At 54.1% G+C, this 17,465-nt stretch carries 13 protein-coding genes, 1 tRNA gene and 1 riboswitch; of the genes, 10 read left to right on the top strand and 4 right to left on the bottom strand.

All coding sequences use genetic code 11. The annotated features are described in order from the left end of the window. Window position 1 precedes the first annotated feature (1 nt). The 7 genes from bamA to murJ all read left to right on the top strand — a co-directional run bounded on the left by bamA (window position 2) and on the right by murJ (window position 8,422). A complete protein-coding gene (gene bamA, locus ACTHSW_RS01510; protein WP_440373746.1) occupies window positions 2-2,404 on the top strand; it encodes an outer membrane protein assembly factor BamA in 2,403 nt (800 codons plus the stop codon). A 111-nt stretch (window positions 2,405-2,515) separates the two neighbouring features. Next, window positions 2,516-3,025, top strand: a complete 510-nt coding sequence (locus ACTHSW_RS01505) for an OmpH family outer membrane protein (RefSeq protein WP_070624925.1) — start codon at window positions 2,516-2,518, stop codon at window positions 3,023-3,025. A 100-nt stretch (window positions 3,026-3,125) separates the two neighbouring features. Next, the gene (lpxD, locus tag ACTHSW_RS01500) at window positions 3,126-4,166 is read left to right on the top strand and encodes a UDP-3-O-(3-hydroxymyristoyl)glucosamine N-acyltransferase (RefSeq protein ID WP_049328731.1); all 1,041 of its coding nucleotides are present in this window, start codon (window positions 3,126-3,128) and stop codon (window positions 4,164-4,166) included. A gap of 73 nt (window positions 4,167-4,239) precedes the next feature. Then, on the top strand, window positions 4,240-4,689 hold the full coding sequence (gene fabZ, locus ACTHSW_RS01495) for a 3-hydroxyacyl-ACP dehydratase FabZ (protein WP_003681704.1): 450 nt from the start codon (window positions 4,240-4,242) through the stop codon (window positions 4,687-4,689). A gap of 74 nt (window positions 4,690-4,763) precedes the next feature. Continuing rightward, entirely contained in the window at window positions 4,764-5,540 is a 777-nt protein-coding gene (gene lpxA / locus ACTHSW_RS01490; RefSeq protein ID WP_107723875.1) for an acyl-ACP--UDP-N-acetylglucosamine O-acyltransferase, read from the top strand. Window positions 5,541-5,698: 158 nt separating this feature from the next. Further along, window positions 5,699-6,874: a lipid-A-disaccharide synthase gene (lpxB, locus tag ACTHSW_RS01485; RefSeq protein WP_107792311.1), complete on the top strand. Its 1,176-nt coding sequence runs from the start codon at window positions 5,699-5,701 to the stop codon at window positions 6,872-6,874. A 9-nt stretch (window positions 6,875-6,883) separates the two neighbouring features. Continuing rightward, on the top strand, window positions 6,884-8,422 hold the full coding sequence (gene murJ / locus ACTHSW_RS01480) for a murein biosynthesis integral membrane protein MurJ (RefSeq protein WP_070461066.1): 1,539 nt from the start codon (window positions 6,884-6,886) through the stop codon (window positions 8,420-8,422). A gap of 91 nt (window positions 8,423-8,513) precedes the next feature. On the opposite strand, the gene thiC is transcribed toward murJ, so the two are convergent. After that, complete coding sequence (thiC, locus tag ACTHSW_RS01475; protein WP_070461068.1) at window positions 8,514-10,403, bottom strand: phosphomethylpyrimidine synthase ThiC; 1,890 nt, start codon at window positions 10,401-10,403, stop codon at window positions 8,514-8,516. A gap of 93 nt (window positions 10,404-10,496) precedes the next feature. Further along, a riboswitch (TPP riboswitch) is annotated at window positions 10,497-10,596 on the bottom strand. 109 nt (window positions 10,597-10,705) lie between these two features. Here thiC and ACTHSW_RS01470 point away from each other — a divergent pair. Continuing rightward, a tRNA-Met gene (locus tag ACTHSW_RS01470) sits at window positions 10,706-10,782 on the top strand. A gap of 151 nt (window positions 10,783-10,933) precedes the next feature. Here the strand turns inward: ACTHSW_RS01470 and ACTHSW_RS01465 are convergent. After that, on the bottom strand, window positions 10,934-12,079 hold the full coding sequence (locus ACTHSW_RS01465; protein WP_049323643.1) for an FUSC family protein: 1,146 nt from the start codon (window positions 12,077-12,079) through the stop codon (window positions 10,934-10,936). A gap of 154 nt (window positions 12,080-12,233) precedes the next feature. On the opposite strand from ACTHSW_RS01465, the gene rnhB reads away from it, so the two are divergent. Next, window positions 12,234-12,827, top strand: coding sequence for a ribonuclease HII (gene rnhB, locus ACTHSW_RS01460; protein ID WP_063068644.1), 594 nt, complete (start codon window positions 12,234-12,236; stop codon window positions 12,825-12,827). A 57-nt stretch (window positions 12,828-12,884) separates the two neighbouring features. Here the strand turns inward: rnhB and ACTHSW_RS01455 are convergent, their stop codons facing one another. Beyond that, entirely contained in the window at window positions 12,885-13,889 is a 1,005-nt protein-coding gene (locus tag ACTHSW_RS01455; RefSeq protein ID WP_070461070.1) for a quinone-dependent dihydroorotate dehydrogenase, read from the bottom strand. A gap of 244 nt (window positions 13,890-14,133) precedes the next feature. Between ACTHSW_RS01455 and ACTHSW_RS01450 the strand changes: the two genes are divergently transcribed. After that, window positions 14,134-16,143, top strand: coding sequence for an OPT family oligopeptide transporter (locus tag ACTHSW_RS01450; protein WP_107811092.1), 2,010 nt, complete (start codon window positions 14,134-14,136; stop codon window positions 16,141-16,143). A gap of 58 nt (window positions 16,144-16,201) precedes the next feature. On the opposite strand, the gene waaA is transcribed toward ACTHSW_RS01450, so the two are convergent. Continuing rightward, complete coding sequence (waaA, locus tag ACTHSW_RS01445; protein ID WP_107768635.1) at window positions 16,202-17,464, bottom strand: lipid IV(A) 3-deoxy-D-manno-octulosonic acid transferase; 1,263 nt, start codon at window positions 17,462-17,464, stop codon at window positions 16,202-16,204. Window position 17,465 lies beyond the last annotated feature (1 nt).

Below are 17,465 nucleotides of genomic sequence, written 5' to 3'. Positions count from 1 at the left end.
TATGAAACTGAACCAGATTGCTTCCGCTTTAATGGTATTGAGCCTGTCCCCGCTGGCATTGGCTGACTTTACCATTCAGGACATCCGCGTCGAAGGCCTGCAACGCACCGAGCCAAGTACCGTCTTCAACTACCTACCCGTTAAAGTCGGTGATAATTTCAATGATGCGCGCAGTGAAGAAATCATTAAAAAACTCTACGCAACCGGTTTCTTTGACGACGTACGCGTCGAAACCATGGACAATCAAGTCCTGCTGACCATGATTGAGCGTCCGACCATCAGCTCGCTCAATATTACCGGCGCGAAAATGCTGCAAAACGATGCCATCAAGAAAAACCTTGAAGCCTTCGGTTTGGCGCAATCCCAATACTTCAACCAAGCAACGCTGAACCAAGCCGTTGCCGGTTTGAAAGAAGAGTATTTGAGCCGCGGCAAACAGTCTGTCCAAATCACGCCGACTGTAACCAAACTCGCCCGCAACCGCGTGTCTATCGATATTGCCATCGAAGAGGGCAAATCTACCAAGATTACCGATATTTCATTTGAAGGCAACGAAGTTTATTCCGACCGCCGTCTGATGAAGCAAATGTCCCTGAGCGAAGGCGGCATGTGGACTTGGATCACTAAGAGCAACCAGTTCAATGAGCAAAAATTTGCTCAGGACATGGAAAAAATCACCAATTACTACCAAAACAACGGCTACTTCAACTTCCGTATTTTGGATACCGATATCCAAACCAACGAAGACAAAACCAAGCAAACCATTAAAGTAACTGTCAGCGAAGGCGACCGCTTCCGCTGGGGCAATGTACGCATCGAAGGCGATACGCTGGAAGTGCCGAAAGAAGATTTGGAAAAACTGCTGACCATGAAGCCGGGCAAATGGTACGAGCGCGCGCAAATGTCCAATTCGCTCGAAGCCATTCAAAACCGCATGGGTCAGGCAGGTTACGCATTCAGCGAAATCAATGTCCAACCTATTCCAAATGCCGAAACGCATACCGTTGATTTTGTACTGACCGTTCAACCGGGCCGCAAAATCTATGTAAACGAAATCAACATTACCGGCAACAACAAAACCCGTGACGAAGTCATCCGCCGCGAGTTGCGCCAAATGGAATCGGCGCCTTACGATTCTGCCAAACTGCAACGTTCTAAAGAGCGCGTTGAGTTGTTGGGCTACTTCGACAACGTTCAATTTGATGCGGCTCCTGTGGCCAATACGCCTGACCAAGTTGACCTGAACATGAGCCTGACCGAACGTTCTACCGGCTCGCTCGACTTGAGCGCAGGTTGGGTTCAGGATACCGGTTTGGTGATGTCTGCCGGCGTGGCTCAAGACAACCTGTTCGGTACGGGTAAATCCGTTGCCCTGCGCGCTTCCCGCAGTAAAACCACAGTAAACGGCTCATTGTCGTTTACCGACCCATATTTCACACCTGACGGCGTAAGCTTGGGCTACGACCTTTACGGCAAGTCTTACGACCCGCGTAAAGCTTCTTCCAGCGCGAAACAATATAAAACCACGACTTTCGGCGGCGGTTTGCGTATCGGTATTCCGGTTACCGAATATGACCGTGTAAACTTCGGTTTGGCCGCAGAGCGTCTGACTGTTAACACCTACAAAGGCGCGCCTAAACGCTATGCCGACTTTATCAATCAATACGGTAAAGGCGACGGCAGTGGCGTGGGTAACTTCAAAGGCTGGTTGTACAAAGGTACCATCGGCTGGGGCCGCAACAAAACCGACAATGCCTTGTGGCCGACCCGCGGTTACCTGACCGGCGTAAACGGCGAAATCGCTTTGCCGGGCAGCGACCTGCAATACTACACCCTGACCCACAACCAAACTTGGTTCTTCCCGTTGAGCAAAGATTTCACGCTGATGCTGGGTGGCGAAGTCGGTTATGGCAACGGCTACGGCAAAACCAAAACAATGCCGTTCTTTGAGAACTTCTACGGCGGCGGTTTAGGCTCCGTCCGCGGCTTTGAAAGCGGTACGCTGGGCCCGAAAGTCTATGACGAATACGGCGAGAAAATCAGCTACGGCGGTAACAAAAAAGCCAACGTTTCCGCAGAGTTGCTCTTCCCGATGCCGGGTATTAAAGATTCGCGTACCGTCCGTCTGAGCCTGTTTGCCGATGCGGGCAGCGTGTGGGACGGCAAAACCTACAACGACAGCAGCAGCAATTCTTATTACACCAACGGCGCGCTCCAAAACGTGTATGGCGTAGGCACAACGCACAAATCGACATTCAAAAACGAATTGCGTTACTCTGCCGGTGCTGCCGTGACCTGGCTCTCTCCGCTGGGTCCGATGAAGTTCAGTTATGCTTATCCGATTAAGAAAAAAGAAGGCGACGAAATCCAACGCTTCCAATTCCAACTCGGTACGACATTCTGATGATGTTTAGGCCGTCTGAAACCGGGTTTGTCCGTTTCAGACGGCCTCATGGCAGATTGGCGGCAAGCTTATTGCAAACCGCCCGTTTGTTTTCAAGCAAGGATTTTTATCATGAGTAAAATAGCCGACACCCTCCGTGTCCTCACCGTAGCCCTGCCGGGTTTCGTGCTGTTGCCGCAAGCGGCGGCGGATGGCGTGCAGAAAATCGGTTTTATCAATACCGAGCGCGTTTATCAGGAATCCAAGCAGGCGCAAAGCATTCAGATGACTTTGGAAAAAGAGTTCAAAAGCCGTCAAACCGCCTTGCAAAAGTTGCAACAGGAAGGCGAGGCTTTGGAGCGAAAACTGAGCGGCGACAAGCTCAGCGACAGCCAAAGGGAAGCGGAAACCCAAAAGTGGCGCAATCTGGTACAGAAATTCCGCAAGCAGCAGGCCGAGTTGGCAGAAGACTACAATCTGCGCCGCAATGAAGAATTCGCCGCGCTCCAGCAAAATGCCAACCGCGTCATCGTCGATTTAGCCAAGCGCGAAGGTTACGACTTCATCTTGCAGGACGTGATTTACGTCAACGGCCGTTACGACATTACCGACAGCGTTATCAAAGCCCTAAATGCTCACTGACTCTGCTCGGCAGCGAATGTGATATACAGACAAACCTAAGGCCGTCTGAAACCCAAACCGGCATCTTTCAGACGGCCTGACATCTTGACGGCAGATTATCATGACTTCACAAGCATACACCCTGTCCCAAATCGTTTCCCAACTCGGCGGCGAATGGAAAGGCGAAGACATCGCCATTACCGCCGTCCGTCCGTTGGATCAGGCTCAGGCGGAACACATCAGCTTTTTGGCCAATCCGAAATACAAAGCCGAAGTACACGACAGCCAGGCAGGCGCAGTGATTGTGTCGCCGAAAGCCGCAGATGAATTTGCAGGCCGCAACCTGATTGTGGCTGCCGACCCTTATCTTTATTTTGCCAAAGTGGCACGATTGTTCTCGCCGATTGTCAAAGCACAGGGCGGTGTACATCCGACTGCCGTTGTTGAGGCCAGCGCCAAAGTGCCGGCAAGCTGCGAAATCGGCGCGAATGCCTATATCGGCGCGAATGCCGTATTGGGCGAAGGCTGTCGTATTTTGGCCAATGCCGTTGTTCAACACGATTGCACGTTGGGCGATGAAGTCGTGCTGCATCCCAACTCCGTCATCTATTACGGCTGCACTTTGGGCAACCGTGTCGAAATCCACAGCGGCGCAGTCATCGGCGCAGACGGTTTCGGCTTGGCCTTCGCCGGCGATTCATGGTTTAAAATCCCGCAAACCGGCGCAGTCACGCTGGGCGATGATGTGGAAATCGGTTCGAACACCAATATCGACCGTGGCGCAATGAGCGACACGACCGTCGGCAACGGCACCAAAATCGACAACCAAGTCCAAATCGGCCACAACTGCAAAATCGGTTCGCACACCGTTATCGCCGCCAAAACCGGTATTTCCGGCAGCGTCACCATCGGCAATTATTGCATTATCGGCGGCGGCGTCGGCACGGTCGGACACATCGAAATCGCCGATAAAACCACCATCGGCGGCGGTACATCAGTTACCCACAGCATTACCGAAAGCGGCCAGCATCTGGCCGGTATTTTCCCGATGTCGGGCTACAAAGACTGGGCGCGCAATGCCGTTTATATCCACCGTTTGAGCGAAATGAACAAACGCCTCAAAACGCTGGAAAAACAGCTTGCCGACAGCGACGAAGCCTAAAGGCGGCGCAAACAGTCCGCGCCCCGCATCCGAATACGTTTAAACCCAATACAAATAAGGAAAGACGAACATCATGGACGTACAACTCCCGATCGAAGCCAAAGACATTCAAAAACTTATCCCACACCGTTATCCGTTTTTGCAACTCGACCGCATTACTGCGTTCGAACCGATGAAAACCCTGACTGCGATTAAAAACGTCACCATGAACGAGCCGCAGTTCCAAGGCCACTTTCCCGACCTGCCCGTGATGCCTGGCGTGTTGATTATCGAAGCCATGGCGCAAGCGTGCGGCACACTGGCCATCCTCAGCGAAGGCGGCCGCAAAGAAAACGAATTCTTCTTCTTCGCCGGTATCGACGATGCCCGTTTCAAACGCCAAGTCATCCCCGGCGACCAACTGGTTTTTGAAGTCGAGCTGCTGACCAACAAACGCGGTATCGGCAAATTCAACGCCGTTGCCAAAGTCGACGGCCAAGTTGCCGTTGAAGCCGTGATTATGTGCGCCAAACGCGTGGTGTAAGAATGGGACAGGCCGTCTGAACGTTCAGACGGCATCTTGCAGGCAATACCTGTATCAGACAGCAAGGAGACAGCATGACCCTTATCCATCCGACCGCCGTCATCGACCCTAAAGCCGAACTCGACTCCAGCGTCAAAGTCGGCCCATACAGCATCATCGGCCCCAATGTGCAAATCGGTGCGAATACCGAAATCGGCCCGCACGTCGTCATCAACGGCCATACGACCATCGGTGAAAACAACCGCATTTTCCAATTTGCCAGCCTCGGCGAAATTCCGCAGGACAAAAAATACCGCGATGAGCCGACCAAGCTGATTATCGGCAACGGCAACACCATTCGCGAATTTACGACGTTCAACCTCGGCACGGTTACCGGTATCGGCGAAACCCGTATCGGCGACGACAACTGGATTATGGCCTACTGCCACCTCGCCCATGACTGCGTGGTCGGCAACCATACCATCTTCGCCAACAACGCCTCACTCGCAGGCCACGTTACCATCGGCGACTACGTCGTCTTGGGCGGCTACACGCTGGTGTTCCAGTTCTGCCAAATCGGCGACTACGCCATGACCGCGTTTGCCGCCGGCGTACACAAAGACGTACCGCCGTACTTCATGGCTGCAGGCTACCGCGCCGAACCGGCCGGCCTCAACAGCGAAGGTATGCGCCGCAACGGTTTCACTGCCGAACAAATTGCCTCCGTCAAAGATGCGTATAAAACCATTTACCATCGCGGCATTCCGTTTGAAGAGGCCAAGGCAGACATTCTGAAACGTGCCGAAACCCAAAGCGAATTGGCGGTATTTAAAGACTTTTTTGCACAATCCACACGCGGCATTATCCGTTGATGGATGGATTGAAGGCCGTCTGAAACTTTTTCAGACGGCCTTTGGATTGCAAAAATCCGCGCAGTAGGGCAGGTTTCCTGTCTGTTTGCCGCCGATGCCGTCTGAAAACGGGCGGGCAAATGTCTGCCCAAAATCTTTTAGCTTTTAAACCTCAACACATGAATTCCAATCCTTCCCCCCTTATCGCCATCAGCGTCGGCGAAGCTTCCGGCGACTTGCTCGGCGCACACTTAATCCGTGCCATTAAGGCGCGTTGCCCGAATGCGCGGTTTACCGGCATCGGCGGCGAGCGCATGAAGGCGGAGGGTTTCGAGAGTTTGTACGATCAGGAAAAGCTGGCGGTACGCGGTTTTGTTGAGGTCATCAAACGCCTGCCGCAAATTTTGAGAATTCGCAAAGGGCTGGTGAACGATTTAATCCGCCTCAAGCCGGATGTGTTTATCGGCATCGATGCGCCGGACTTTAATCTCGGCGTGGCGGAAAAACTCAAGCAGGCAGGCATTCATACCATTCATTACGTCAGCCCGTCGGTTTGGGCGTGGCGGCGCGAACGGGTCAATAAAATCGTACATCAGGTCAACCGCGTGTTGTGCCTGTTTCCGATGGAGCCTCAGCTTTATATCGATGCCGGCGGCAAGGCCGAATTTGTCGGCCATCCAATGGCGCAAACCATGCCCGTGGAAGCGGATAGGGCGGCGGCACGGCAGAAGCTGGGCGTGCCTGCGGACGTGCCCGTGTTTGCGATATTGCCCGGCAGCCGCGTGAGCGAAATCGATTACATGGCGGCGGTGTTTTTTCAGACGGCCTTATTGCTGCTGAAACGTTATCCGCAGGCACAGTTTTTGCTGCCTGTGGCGACGGCCGCAACGCGCAAACGCATTACCGAAATTTTGGCGCAGCCTGAGTTCGCCGCCCTTCCCATTACGTTGACCGACAAGCAGTCGGATACGGTTTGCACCGCTGCCGACGTGGTATTGGTCACCAGTGGTACGGCGACTTTGGAAGTGGCCTTGTGCAAGCGGCCTATGGTCATCAGCTACAAAATTTCGCCGCTGACTTATGCGTATGTGAAAAACAAAATCAAAGTGCCGCATGTCGGTTTGCCCAATATTCTGTTGGGTAAAGCCGCCGTTCCCGAGCTGCTGCAACACGATGCCGTCCCTGAAAAACTGGCGCAGGCCGTTGCAGACTGGTATGACCGCCCTGAGGCAGTGGCCGCATTGGAACAGGATTTCCACGCCTTGCATCTGCTGTTGAAGAAAGATACGGCGGCATTGGCGGCGGCGGCAGTATTGGAAGAAGCCGGATTTTCAGACGGCCTGAAAGACAATTAAGGAAAATACATGAATTTATTGGGAGCCTTGGCCAAGGTTGGCAGCCTGACGATGGTGTCGCGCATTTTGGGCTTTGTGCGCGATACGATTATTGCCCGTGCGTTTGGTGCAGGCATGGCGACGGATGCGTTTTTTGTCGCGTTCAAACTGCCCAACCTGCTGCGGCGCGTGTTTGCAGAAGGCGCATTTGCCCAAGCCTTTGTACCGATTTTGGCGGAATACAAAGAAACCCGCTCACCCGAAGCCACGCAGGCGTTTGTGCGCCATGTGGCCGGTATGTTGTCGTTTGTGCTGGTCATCGTTACCGCGCTGGGTATACTTGCCGCGCCGTGGGTGATTTATGTTTCTGCGCCCGGTTTTGCCAAAGAAGCCAATAAGTTTCAGCTCTCCATCGATCTGCTGCGGGTGACATTTCCTTATATCTTTTTGATTTCCTTGTCGTCTTTTGTCGGCTCAATACTCAACTCCTATCATAAATTCGGCATTCCCGCCTTTACGCCGACTTTTTTGAACATCTCCTTTATCGTCTTTTCCCTGTTTTTCGTACCGTATTTTGATCCGCCTGTTATGGCTTTGGCGTGGGCGGTATTTGTCGGCGGCGTGTTGCAGCTGGTGTTCCAACTGCCTTGGTTAGCAAAATTGGGCTTCTTGAAAATGCCCAAACTCAGCTTTAAAGACGCAGCGGTCAACCGCGTAATGAAACAGATGGCCCCGGCTATTTTGGGCGTGAGCGTGGCGCAGATTTCCTTGGTTATCAACACCATTTTTGCCTCATTTTTGCAGTCCGGCAGCGTGTCATGGATGTATTACGCCGACCGACTGATGGAATTGCCGACCGGTGTTTTGGGCGTAGCACTCGGTACAATCTTATTGCCCACCTTGTCCAAACACGCCGCCAGTCAGGATACCGAGCAGTTTTCCGGCCTGCTCGACTGGGGTTTGCGCCTGTGCATGCTGCTGACCCTGCCTGCCGCCGTCGGCCTTGCCGTGTTGTCTTTCCCTCTGGTTACGACCTTGTTCATGTACCGTGAATTTACGTTGCATGATGCGCAAATGACCCAATATGCGCTGATTGCCTATTCCTTCGGCTTGATCGGTCTGATTATGATTAAAGTGTTGGCGCCCGGCTTCTACGCGCGTCAAAACATCAAAACCCCCGTTAAAGTCGCTATTTTCACGCTGATTTGCACGCAGTTGATGAACCTCGCCTTCATTTCGCCGCTCAAACACGTCGGCCTGTCCCTCGCTATCGGTTTAGGCGCGTGTCTGAATGCAGGCTTGCTGTTTTTCCTTTTGCGCAAACACAGCATTTACCGCCCCGGCAAAGGTTGGGCTGCGTTTTTGGTCAAAATGGCCATCTCTTTGGTCGTCATGGGCGGCGGTTTGTGGCTGGCGCAATCTTATCTGCCGTTTGAATGGGTACACGTCGGCGGCTTTAAAAAAGCAGGCCAACTCTGCGTCCTGATTGCCTTGGGCGGCGGCCTCTACTTCGTTTCCCTCGCCGCGCTCGGCTTCCGTCCGCACCATTTCCGCAGGGTAGAAAAATAAGCAGCCGCAGGGCGTATGTGCTTGGCTTCAAGACTATTTGCTAAAAAGGCCGTCTGAAACATTTTCAGACGGCCTTTTCTTGTTTTATGTTTTAGCTGTAAAGCTTCGCTCCTTTTTTGACGAACTCAATCGCTTTTTCCTCCATGCCTTGCCGCTGGGCTTTTTGCTTGTCGGCGTAGTCGCGTACTTCCTGCGTGATTTTCATCGAGCAGAATTTTGGGCCGCACATCGAGCAGAAGTGGGCGATTTTCGCGCCTTCGGCAGGCAGGGTTTCGTCGTGGAAGCTCTCGGCGCGTTCGGGGTCGAGGCTTAAGCGGAATTGGTCGCGCCAGCGGAACTCGAAACGCGCCTTGCTCAGGGCGTTGTCGCGTAATTGTGCACCCGGCCAGCCTTTGGCGAGGTCGGCGGCGTGGGCAGCGAGTTTGTAGGTGATGATGCCGGTACGTACGTCTTCTTTGTCGGGCAGGCCGAGATGCTCTTTCGGGGTCACGTAGCAGAGCATGGCTGTGCCGTACCAGCCGATATTGGTCGCGCCTATGCCCGAGGTGATGTGGTCGTAGCCGGGGGCGATGTCGGTAACGAGCGGGCCGAGGGTGTAGAAAGGCGCTTCAAAGCAGTGTTGCAACTCTTCGGTCATGTTTTCTTTGACGCGTTGCAACGGCACATGGCCGGGGCCTTCGATCATGACTTGGACGTCGTGTTCCCACGCTTTGGCGGTCAATTCGCCCAAGGTGTGCAATTCGGCGAATTGGGATTCGTCGTTGGCATCGGCAATGCAGCCGGGGCGCAGGCCGTCGCCGAGGCTGAACGATACGTCGTAGGCTTTCATGATTTCGCAAATTTCGTCGAAATGCGTGTAGAGGAAGTTTTCCCGATGGTGGGCGAGACACCATTTCGCCATGATGGAGCCGCCGCGCGATACGATGCCGGTGAGGCGGTTGGCGGTCATCGGCACATAGCGCAGCAATACGCCTGCGTGCAGGGTGAAATAGTCTACGCCTTGTTCCGCCTGCTCGATTAAGGTATCGCGCACCAAATCCCAAGTCAAATCTTCGGCAATGCCGCCGGTTTTTTCCAAAGCCTGATAGATGGGTACAGTGCCGATGGGGACGGGCGCGTTGCGGATAATCCATTCGCGCGTTTCGTGGATGTGCGCGCCGGTGGACAAATCCATAATCGTGTCTGCGCCCCAACGCAGCGACCACACCATTTTTTCGACTTCTTCGGTCAGGCTGGAGGTAACGGCGGAATTGCCCAAGTTGCCGTTGATTTTGACGCGGAAGTTGCGGCCGATAATCATCGGTTCGAGTTCGGGATGGTTGATGTTGGCGGGGATAATCGCGCGTCCGGCGGCGATTTCTCGGCGCACGAATTCGGGCGTGATTTGGTCGGGATGAGTCGGGATGTTCGCGCCGAAACTTTGCCCTGCGTGTTGTTTCAAGAGTTTGGCGTATTCGGGCCGTCTGAAAAGCTCGTCTAGCTTCATGCGTTCGCGTATGGCGGCAAACTCCATTTCCGGCGTGATGATGCCTTGGCGGGCGTAGTGGAGCTGGGTTACGTTGCGGCCTGCTTTGGCGCGGCGCGGGCGGGTGATTTGGTTGAAGCGCAGATGGGCGGTCTTCGGATCGTGCGCGCGTTCGGTGCCGTATTCGCTGGAGAGCTTGGGCAGGATTTCGGTGTCGCTGCGTTCGTCCAGCCATGCAGTGCGGACGTGCGGCAACCCTTGTTTCAAGTCGATGTGTGCCGCCGGATCGCCGTATGCGCCGCTGGTGTCGTACACCGGAATCGGCGGATTGGCTTCCGTGCCTTGCGCCGTGTAGGTGTCGTCCTGACGGATTTCGCGCAAAGGCACGCGGATGTCGGCGCGGCTGCCTGGGATATAGACGCGGTCGGAGTTGGGATATTGGAAGCGGATGCCGATGTCTTCACTCAAGTCGGAAAGACGGCGCGCCTCATCGCCGGTTTTTTTAGCGGTAGTCATAAAAATTGCTCCTGTTTCTCGGTTATGAAATGGAAACAGGAGCATTGCTTTTTTTCAGACGGCCTTGCGGATATCTTCAATCGACCGTCTAAAATCACATTTGCCGAAACTCCCCACGCAGGTATTATCCTGTTCGGGTGTAAAGGGTATTTCTCAGCCGCTCGGTTTGAAAGCAGCACCCCTGTTTCTTTATTAACGAAAATTAAACCACGCGGCCGGTTTTTTGTAAAGCAACGTTTGGATATTTTCTGTCAAAAACGCTTGACAGCAATTCCGCCTTTCTGTATAGTTACAACTTCTGACGCGGGATGGAGCAGCATGGTAGCTCGTCGGGCTCATAACCCGAAGGTCGTAGGTTCGAATCCTGCTCCCGCAACCAAATATAAAAATCCCCTGCAATCGCAGGGGATTTTGCTTTATGCGGCATTTATTGCGGATGAATTGATGGAAAGGCCGTCTGAACCATTGGGTTTCAGACGGCCTTTTGCTGTCTTGCGGCGGGGTTTGGGTAAAAATACGACAGGCCTTTTTCAGACGGCCTCTTCCGATTTGGGCTTGTTGTCGTTGCGCAGGTGTTCTTTCAGGCGCTGCAATTCTTTTTTGTCCAACCATTTATTGCGCGAACGTTGCAACAGAATCACCAATGCGGCGATTTCGTTACGCATATTGGTGCTGAGCCAGAGGAAGCCTTGCCAGTCGTAATGCAGGCGGGCGGCCGGTTTGCTTAGTTCGGCATTGAGCGAAGTATCGATTCGGATGCGGCGGGCGTAGTGGCCTTTGATGAGACGGACGGTCAGGCGCAGCTCGCGTTGGAGTTGGTTGAAGTGGCGGTCGAGCAGGCGGATTTCGCTTTCGTTGAGCGTGGGCGCGCGCAGTTTGGCAGCGGTGGTCAGGAGCAGCTCGGTGGTGTTGACGATTTTGCGATGGGCATGCTGCATGGCTTCCATCATATTGTTGCTGATGTGGCTTTCGCCGGATGTGGCGGCCAGATGGCTGCGGCTTTTGACCATGCGGGCGTTGATTTGGCGCATTTTAATCATGTTTTGTTCCAAACGCTCGCGCGTCATGCGTTTGCCGTTGCTGATTTCGGCAATCATTTTGGCGCAGTCGGTGAGGTTGTCGGCAAGCATGAAGCGCCACATGAGTGTGGAGCGCAGGGGCAGGAGTTTGGCGGCGGCAATGGCGATGGCGGCACCAATCAAAACGTTCATGGCGCGCATCAGACCGCTGTCGAGCCAGTGGTGGCTGCTGTCGCCGATGAGCATGCACATGGTCAAACCGGCAAGCATGGCGACATAGCCGTTTTTGCCGACCGCAGACCAACCGGCCACTGCGCTGGCGGCGCCGATAATCAGATAGAAGAAAACGCCGTCTTGCAAATAATGCTGGTTCAACCATAAAACGGCCAAACCGACGCCCAAACCGATGGCCGTGCCGAGCATGCGTTCGACTGCTTTGGAGTAAATCGCGCCTTGGAATTGCAGCATGCCGAGGACGACAAAGACGGTCATGCCGATCCACTCGCCGTGTTGCAGGTGGAAGACTTTGGCCAACAGGGTGGAAAACACGATTGCCAAGCCGAGGCGGAAGGCGTGGATATGGCGGCGATAGCGGTAGCGTTCGTAGGCGTTGAGCCAGCGTTCGGAAAAATGGAGGCGTTCGGATTGGGCAGGCATGTTGTAAGACGTATGGGTATGTGGGGATGTAAATTATAACTGATTGGTAAAGCAGATGAAATTTGAACTGCTCCCAAACGGCTTGTCCTATTGCGGATTTTATCTGCCGCAAGCGGATATAATGGCGGCTTTGAATCAGACAGGCGGTGAAGAAATGGCGACGGTTTTAAGCGCAGGCGTGGACGAAGCGGGGCGCGGCCCTTTGGTCGGCAGCGTATTTGCGGCGGCAGTGATTTTGCCGGAACATTTTGACCTGCCGGGTTTGACCGACTCAAAAAAACTGAGCGAAAAAAAGCGCGATATGTTGGCGCAGATGATTAAGGAACAGGCGGTTGCATGGAGCATTGCCTTTGCCGATCCCGACGAAATCCTGCAACTGAACATCCTGCACGCAACCATGGCCGCGATGAAGCGCGCAGTCGAGGGGTTGTCGGTCGTGCCTGACAAAGTATGGATAGACGGCAACCGTGTGCCGAAAGATTTGAATGTCCCTGCAGAGGCCGTGGTCAAAGGCGACAGCAAAATTATTGAAATCTCCGCCGCTTCGGTTTTGGCCAAAACCGCGCGTGATGCAGAAATGTATGAATTGGCGAAACGCTATCCGCAATACGGGTTTGACCGCCACAAAGGCTACGGCACGGCGCAACATTTGGCCGCATTGAAACAATACGGCGTATTGCCGGAACACCGCCGCGATTTCGCACCGGTCAAAACCTTATTGGCACAAGGCAATCTGTTTGAAGAATGAAAGCATAGCAAAAGGCCGTCTGAAAGATTTCAGACGGCCTTGTTTTTTAGGAAAGTATCATTTCAACGCAGCCAAACACTCTTTAATCAACTCAGGGCCGCGATAAATCAAACCGCTGTACACCTGAACCGCACTGGCACCCAAGCGGATTTTTTCTGCCGCGTCCGCGCCGTTCATGACGCCGCCGACGCCGATAATCGGCAGCTTGCCGTCAATGCGTTCCGCCAAAAGTTTCAACACCTGATTGCTTTTCTCGCGAACGGGCAAGCCGCTCAAGCCGCCTTGTTCGCCTGCGAGCGGATGGCTGTCCAAGCTTGATTTGTCGATGGTTGTGTTGGTGGCGATGATGCCGTCCATTTCCACAGATTTGACCACATGGGCGATGTCGTCGATTTGCGCTTCGTCCAAATCCGGCGCGATTTTGACCGCCAGAGGCACATATTTGCCATGCGCGGCTGCCAGTTGCGCCTGTTTGTTTTTCAAGGCCTCCAACAATGCGCTCAATTCGTCGCCGCCCTGCAAGGCGCGCAGGTTTTTCGTATTGGGGGAGGAAATATTGACCGTGATGTAGCTTGCGTGGGCGTAGGCTTTTTCCAAGCAAATCAGATAATCGTCGGCCGCATTTTCAATCGGCGTAACGGCATTTTTGCCGATGTTGATGCCCAAAATGCCTTTAAAACGGCTGTTTTCAATGTTGCGGATCATTGCGTCGATGCCGTGGTTGTTGAAACCCATGCGGTTAATGATGCCTTGGTGTTCGGGAACGCGGAAAAGGCGCGGCTGCGGATTGCCCGGCTGCGGCTTGGGCGTTACCGTGCCGATTTCGACAAAGCCGAAACCCAAAGCGGCAAACGCATCGATGCACTCGCCGTTTTTGTCCAAACCCGCCGCCAAGCCGACCGGATTGGGCAGCTGCAAACCCATCAGCTCGGTTGGCCGGGTGTGGCTGTCTACTTTGGGCAGCAGGCCGAGTTTTTCGATAGAACGCAAACTGTTGAGCGTGAAATGATGGGCCTTTTCTGCATCGAAACGGAACAGGATAGGGCGGACGAGTGAATACATGGCGGCGGCTTTCTGAACGGTTGATGAATTTGGCGTTATTCTACCTGAAACCGTCAAACTGCCCCAAACGTCTGTATCGATATGATTTTATTGTTTGGCGTCAAATGAAAATAAATAGGGCTTTTGCGTGTAGTCGGATAGTTCATTAAAATGGTAAAAGAGAGGCTTTTCAGACGGCCTGATGGATGTATCAAAAGGCCGTCTGAAAAGTTTTGATTGTTTACCTGATACAGGAAGATTTTTTATGAAACAGGCGGTTGATCCTTATGCGAGCTTCCGTGAACTGACGCTGCGGGGGATGATACTCGGCGCGTTGATTACGGTGATTTTTACGGCATCCAATGTGTATTTGGGCTTGAAGGTGGGCCTGACTTTTGCGTCTTCGATTCCGGCTGCGGTGATTTCGATGGCGGTTTTGAAGTTTTTTAAAGGCAGCAATATTCTGGAAAATAATATGGTGCAGACTCAGGCTTCGGCCGCGGGTACGCTCTCCAGTATTATTTTTATTCTGCCGGGTTTGCTGATGGCCGGTTATTGGGCGGGCTTCCCGTTTTGGCAGACAACGCTGCTGTGTATGTCCGGCGGTATTTTGGGCGTGATTTTCACTGTGCCTTTGCGTTATGCAATGGTGGTGAAGAGCGATTTGCCTTATCCGGAAGGTGTGGCAGCGGCCGAGATTTTAAAGGTCGGCGACCATGATGCGGACCAACAGGAAGGCGGCAGCGGTATCAAGGAATTGGTGTCGGGCGGCGCTCTGGCGGGTTTGATGAGCTTCTGCGCAAGCGGTTTGCGCGTGGTGGCGGACAGCGCGAGCTTTTGGTTTAAAGGCGGCGCGTCGGTGTTCCAAGTGCCGATGGGCTTTTCTTTGGCCTTGCTGGGCGCGGGTTATTTGGTCGGCCTGACCGGCGGTATCGCGATTTTGCTGGGTATTTCGATTGCCTGGGGCGTGGCCGTGCCTTATCTGTCGGCGCATATTCCGCAACCTGCCGATATGGAGATGATTCCTTTTGCGATGTCTTTGTGGAAGGAAAAAGTCCGTTTTATCGGCGCGGGTACGATCGGTATTGCGGCGATTTGGACGCTGTTGACTTTGATGAAACCGATGGTCGAGGGTATGCGCCTGTCTTTCCGTAATTTCGGCGGCGCGCAGATGACCGAGCGCACGGAACAGGATTTGTCGCCTAAGGCGATGATTGCCTGGGTGTTGGCGATGATGCTGGTGTTGGGCGTGTCCTTCTTCCACTTTATCGGCGACTCGCATATTTCCGGCGGTTTGGCTTGGCTGTTGGTGGTCGTATGTACGCTGCTGGCTTCGATTATCGGCTTTTTAGTGGCCGCGGCTTGCGGTTATATGGCCGGTTTGGTCGGTTCGTCTTCCAGCCCGATTTCGGGTGTGGGCATCGTCTCTATCGTTATCATTTCGCTGGTGTTGCTGCTGGTCGGCGAATCCGGCGGCTTGATGGCGGATGAGGCAAACCGCAAATTCCTGCTGGCGTTGACGTTGTTTTGCGGCGCATCTGTGATCTGTGTGGCTTCAATTTCCAATGACAACCTGCAGGATTTGAAAACGGGTTATCTGGTAAAAGCGACGCCTTGGAAACAGCAGGTTGCGCTGATTATCGGCTGCGTTGTCGGTGCATTGGTGATTTCGCCTGTGTTGGAGCTTTTGTATGAAGCCTACGGCTTTACCGGCGCGATGCCGCGTGAAGGCATGGATGCGGCCCAAGCCCTTGCCGCGCCTCAGGCAACTTTGATGGCCACCATCGCCCAAGGTATTTTCTCACACAATCTGCAATGGGATTATATTTTCACCGGCGTGGCCATCGGCGTGGCGTTGATTGCGGTCGATTTCACATTGCGCAAATCTTCCGGCGGCAAGCGTGCTTTGCCGGTATTGGCCGTGGGCATGGGCATTTACTTGCCGCCGTCTGTGAATATGCCGATTGTGATCGGCGCGGTATTGGCGGCGGTGTTGAAATCCGTCATCGCCAGCCGTCAAGAAAACCGTGAAGGCCGTCTGAAAAATGCGGAACGTATCGGTACGCTGTTCTCTGCCGGTTTGATTGTCGGCGAGAGCCTGATCGGTGTGATTATGGCGTTTATCATTGCCTTCTCCGTAACCAACGGCGGTTCGGATGCGCCTTTGGCCCTGAACTTGGAAAACTGGGATACGGCCGCCAAATGGCTGGGCTTGGCGTTTTTTGTTTTCGGTATGTTCGTGTTTGCACGTCGCGTGTTGAAAGCAGGACGCTAAGTTTGTAGGTTGAGAAAAGGCCGTCTGAAACTTTGGTTTCAGACGGCCTTTTTATCTCTTAACGCTGATTCAAACAATCTGCAATCGCTTTGGCAATTTTGGCACTGGCGCCTTGGTGTTGCGAAATGAATTGCTCAGTGTGGCTGATCAGCTGTTGGCGCAGCGTTTCGTCGTCGAGGTATTGGCGCGTGGTTCTGTACCAGGCTTCGGCGGTTTCGACGCGGACGGCGGCTTTGGCTTCGACTGCGCCTTTGCAGGCTTGGGCGAAGTTGTAGTTGGAGTAGCCGAAGAGGGTGGGGACGTGGCAGGAGATGGGTTCGATGATGTTTTGGCAGCCGGCATCAACGAGGCTGCCGCCGACGAAGGCAATGTCTGCGCTGAGGTAGTAGGCGGCAAGTTCGCCCATGCTGTCGCCTATCCAAACTTGTGTATCGGGGGAAACGGGTTGTCCGTCGCTGCGTTTTTGGACGGTATAGCCAAGCGATTTGGCAGTATCGTAGGCCGTCTGAAAGTTTTCAGGGTGGCGCGGTACGATGACCAGCAAGGCATTGCCGCGGTAGCCCTGCCATGCTTTGAGGAGCAGCTCGGCTTCGTCTGTGCCTTTGTACACGCGCGTGCTGGCGCAGACGACGACGGGGCGTGCGCCGATGCGTTCTTTAAAGGCGACGGCAAGCGGGCGCGAGTCGTCGGGGGGCGCGATGTCGTATTTGGTGTTGCCGCAGACGTGGACATTGGACGCGCCGATGAGGTGCAGGCGTTCGGCATCGGCGGCGGTTTGGGCAAAGCAGCCGGAGAGAGTCTGCATGGCAGGCTCGACCAGCTTGCGGATTTTGAGGTAGCCGCGTTGGGATTTTTCAGAGAGGCGTGCGTTGGCCAAAAAGAGGGGAATGCCTGCTTCTTTGCAACCCTGCATCAGGTTGGGCCAGATTTCGGTTTCCATCAAAATGCCACAGATGGGGCGGTGTTCGGCTAAAAATCGGGCGACCCATTCGGATTTGTCGTAGGGCAGGTAACGGCATTGCGCATCGGGGAACAGGGATTGCGCGGTGGCGCGGCCGGTCGGTGTCATTTGGGTAATCAAAAACGGCGAGTCGGGAAAATGGCGGCGCAATGCCTGGACTAAGGGTTCGGCCGCACGCGTTTCGCCGACGGATACGGCGTGTATCCAAATCGGGCGTTGTACGGGATTGGGATACGCCTGCCCGAAACGCTCGTCCCAATGCTCGAGATAGGCTGGGGATTTGAGGGCGCGGCGGCGCAGGTGGCGGCGGATCAGGAAGGGGGCGAGGTGCCACAGCGTGGCGTAAAGGCGGCGTATCATG

Source organism: Neisseria sp. P0008.S004 (genome assembly GCF_051962755.1).
Lineage (GTDB): Bacteria > Pseudomonadota > Gammaproteobacteria > Burkholderiales > Neisseriaceae > Neisseria > Neisseria subflava_A.
The sequence above is the reverse complement of the archived record's forward strand: the minus strand, read 5'-3'. Positions and strand labels throughout refer to the sequence as shown.

What these genes read in the sequence shown, in the direction of transcription:
- lpxD (WP_049328731.1), top strand. Translation starts at nt 3,126, where the DNA reads ATGACTTCACAAGCATACACCCTGTCCCAAATCGTTTCCCAACTCGGC.
- ACTHSW_RS01465 (WP_049323643.1), bottom strand. Translation starts at nt 12,079, where the DNA reads ATGCCTGCCCAATCCGAACGCCTCCATTTTTCCGAACGCTGGCTCAAC.
- ACTHSW_RS01505 (WP_070624925.1), top strand. Translation starts at nt 2,516, where the DNA reads ATGAGTAAAATAGCCGACACCCTCCGTGTCCTCACCGTAGCCCTGCCG.
- waaA (WP_107768635.1), bottom strand. Translation starts at nt 17,464, where the DNA reads ATGATACGCCGCCTTTACGCCACGCTGTGGCACCTCGCCCCCTTCCTG.
- rnhB (WP_063068644.1), top strand. Translation starts at nt 12,234, where the DNA reads ATGGCGACGGTTTTAAGCGCAGGCGTGGACGAAGCGGGGCGCGGCCCT.
- ACTHSW_RS01450 (WP_107811092.1), top strand. Translation starts at nt 14,134, where the DNA reads ATGAAACAGGCGGTTGATCCTTATGCGAGCTTCCGTGAACTGACGCTG.
- thiC (WP_070461068.1), bottom strand. Translation starts at nt 10,403, where the DNA reads ATGACTACCGCTAAAAAAACCGGCGATGAGGCGCGCCGTCTTTCCGAC.
- lpxA (WP_107723875.1), top strand. Translation starts at nt 4,764, where the DNA reads ATGACCCTTATCCATCCGACCGCCGTCATCGACCCTAAAGCCGAACTC.
- fabZ (WP_003681704.1), top strand. Translation starts at nt 4,240, where the DNA reads ATGGACGTACAACTCCCGATCGAAGCCAAAGACATTCAAAAACTTATC.
- bamA (WP_440373746.1), top strand. Translation starts at nt 2, where the DNA reads ATGAAACTGAACCAGATTGCTTCCGCTTTAATGGTATTGAGCCTGTCC.
- ACTHSW_RS01455 (WP_070461070.1), bottom strand. Translation starts at nt 13,889, where the DNA reads ATGTATTCACTCGTCCGCCCTATCCTGTTCCGTTTCGATGCAGAAAAG.
- murJ (WP_070461066.1), top strand. Translation starts at nt 6,884, where the DNA reads ATGAATTTATTGGGAGCCTTGGCCAAGGTTGGCAGCCTGACGATGGTG.
- lpxB (WP_107792311.1), top strand. Translation starts at nt 5,699, where the DNA reads ATGAATTCCAATCCTTCCCCCCTTATCGCCATCAGCGTCGGCGAAGCT.